We start from the raw sequence: 2080 nt of genomic DNA on the forward strand, positions 1-2080 counted from the left end.
GCGCACGAATGTGCGACGTGCTGCGGGTTCGAGAGGAAGGGGCGGACACGCGGAATTGCGACTTTCTGGAGTGCAGCGCCGACCAGCTCGGCGGACTGTTCGACCGGGTTGTGATGAACCCGCCCTTCGGCGCCGGCGCCGACATCATGCACATCACCCACGCGCTAACGATGCTCAAGCCGGGCGGTCGGCTGGTGGCACTGTGCGCAAACGGGCCGCGCCAGAACTCGGCGCTTCGCCCGCTGGTCGATGCCAGCGAGGGTGATTGGGAGGACCTGCCCGCGGACTCGTTCAAGGCCGAAGGCACGGGGGTTTCAGTAGCCCTCATAACGCTGCATGCCTGACAGCGCGCTCGGTGCACGCGCGACCGACGTGGCGTGGCATCGGGCGTGCCGCTCTCTTCGGGGCGTGGCCCCGAGGCCGCGGGCCACAACCCCGCAGCGCTTGGACGCTGCCCCGAAGGCCACGTGGCAGGGGTGCCGGCGTGGGCCTTCGRGCATCATTCAGGCTCAAAGGCAAAGGCTCGAAGACACTGGAACCCATTCATCGCAACAAGTACCCCGAACCTGACCGCGCGCAGGTTCAGGAGGACGCGATTGCATCAGCTCAGTCGAGCACTGAAGTACATCTTGCGATGTACGTGGCTGATGCCCGTTCGTTCGGTGGCAGGTACATTGCGGCCGATCTGTTCAAGGAGACCTTCGCGGCCTACGCGGCGTCCAGGGAGTCGCGCAACCGCTACAACGCGCCGGTTCACAACTCGGCGGCGGTGCTGTCGGCCGAACAGTTTCGGCGGGTGCTTCGACAGGCGGACGATCCGGCGCGCGACACGGTCGTGCTGCTCACGGGGATTCCCGGCGCGGGCAAGACCTCGTCGGTGTTGGCCGGTGGGGGGCTGTCGCCGGACACCAAAGCCGTGTTCGAGGGCCAGCTGGTCAAGCCGGAAACGACGATCCCGAAAGTGCAGCAGGTGCTCGATGCCGGCCTGCGGCCGGTCATCATCGCGGTGCACGCGACACCGGAATCCGCACTGCGGAACACGCTCAAGCGGTTTGGGGAGGAAGGGCGGGGCGCCAGCATCAAGACCATGGCCGACATCCAGGGTGGCCTGGCCGAGGGCTTGCGGGCCGTCCATGGGCACTTTGGCGATGCGGTCGAGCTTCGTGTGTACGACTACCGGGACCGAAACAACCCACGGGAACTCAAAGGGTGGGAAAATGTCTATCTACTTGAATCGGAGGGCAATCGTGAGCGCATTGCACAACGTCTTGGAGACGAACTTGAGCGAGGTCGAGCAGCCGGCGAAGTCGGAGACGCCGGCTATCGTCAAGCCTCAGGACAAGCTCCCCTCCCGGCCGCTCGACCAGTGGTCCAAGACCGTGATGGGCAACATGAAGCGCATGGCGACCGACGAGGACTACCGGAAGTCGATCGCGCAGAAGCTTTCCTGAACTTGCCGCGTCCGCAGGCCTYGCGCCTGCACCCCGAGCTGGGGCCGGCCTTCGCCATCGTTGACGCCGCGAAGCTTCAACTCGAACAGCGTGGCGTCGCACCCGACAAGCAAGGTGTCGTGCTCGACAAGGTTCGGGCCGAGGTGGCCGAACAGATTTCCCGGCGCGGTGTTCAGAGCATCGTTGCCCGTCGAACTGGTCCCCAGGTAGATCCCGAGCGCTGATCGATAGCGCTTTCCAACGAGCCAGATTGCAGGTGATCGCGCGCCGGTCACGGCATCGCTGAGCTTGTGCATGTTTACACCGGACGTTCGGCCGTTATCGGTCGCTCGGACGCACTTTGTGTGCAGCGGGAAAGCGAACTAGCTTCGCCTAGCCCCTCCTGGCGCTATGTCGAACGGGTCCCGTCGTTGCCTCTTGCTCCGCCTCTCACGCCATGCGTCGATGGCGCCGCTTTCCACCAAGTCAAACGCCGCGGCTCTCGCTTCGGGAATCGAAGCGAAGGCCTTCTTTCCCACCTCCCAATCGACGCGCAGTCGGTAGGTTCCTTGATGCAAGACCACTTCCAGCAAGTTCTGCTTGTGCTTGATGCGGTGCACGCCCGCACTGTCGACCTTCCATCGCGGGGA

General features: G+C 64.5%; 2 protein-coding genes and 1 pseudogene. 2 read left to right on the top strand and 1 reads right to left on the bottom strand.

The genetic code is table 11. From position 1 onward, the window contains the following. Together ACXRVY_RS25850 and ACXRVY_RS25855 are read left to right on the top strand one after the other, a co-directional pair. Window positions 1-344, top strand: a pseudogene (locus ACXRVY_RS25850) (hypothetical protein); the annotation flags it as partial. Between the two features lie 140 nt (window positions 345-484). Then, complete coding sequence (locus ACXRVY_RS25855; RefSeq protein WP_458238604.1) at window positions 485-1675, top strand: hypothetical protein; 1191 nt, start codon at window positions 485-487, stop codon at window positions 1673-1675. A gap of 138 nt (window positions 1676-1813) precedes the next feature. Here the strand turns inward: ACXRVY_RS25855 and ACXRVY_RS25860 are convergent. After that, on the bottom strand, window positions 1814-2080 hold a 267-nt coding region (locus ACXRVY_RS25860; protein ID WP_458238605.1), incomplete at its 5' end, for a hypothetical protein.

The organism is Pseudomonas sp. P5_A2_2 (assembly GCF_054177685.1).